Origin of the sequence: Winogradskyella poriferorum, from assembly GCF_050618035.1 — a bacterium.
Classification (GTDB): domain Bacteria; phylum Bacteroidota; class Bacteroidia; order Flavobacteriales; family Flavobacteriaceae; genus Winogradskyella; species Winogradskyella poriferorum_A.
In genome coordinates this window covers 1-222 of the sequence record NZ_JBODPY010000222.1, presented here as the reverse complement: position 1 = coordinate 222, position 222 = coordinate 1, and the positions used below count along the sequence as shown (strand labels likewise).

Genomic DNA, 222 nt, shown 5'->3' with positions numbered 1-222 from the left:
CCGGCTTCCGGAGAATTCCAAATGGAAGTAAGTGATGCCAACGGCAACATTGTATTAGACAGAACCCTAACTGGTAACTACGAACCTGATAGTATTGATGGTGTGACCAGTTCTGGTACGCCTGGGGAGTGGACCGTAACTATTAATCTTAGTAATTTTAATAGTGATGGTAGCTATTCACTGAGTGAAGGAGACTAATCGATTTTACAAACACAGTACATA

At 41.4% G+C, this 222-nt stretch carries 1 pseudogene; it reads left to right on the top strand.

Going from position 1 to position 222, the window contains the following annotated elements:
• Positions 1-198 (top strand): annotated as a pseudogene (locus tag ACRHOC_RS15550) (hypothetical protein); the annotation flags it as partial.
• Positions 199-222: the final 24 nt, after the last annotated feature.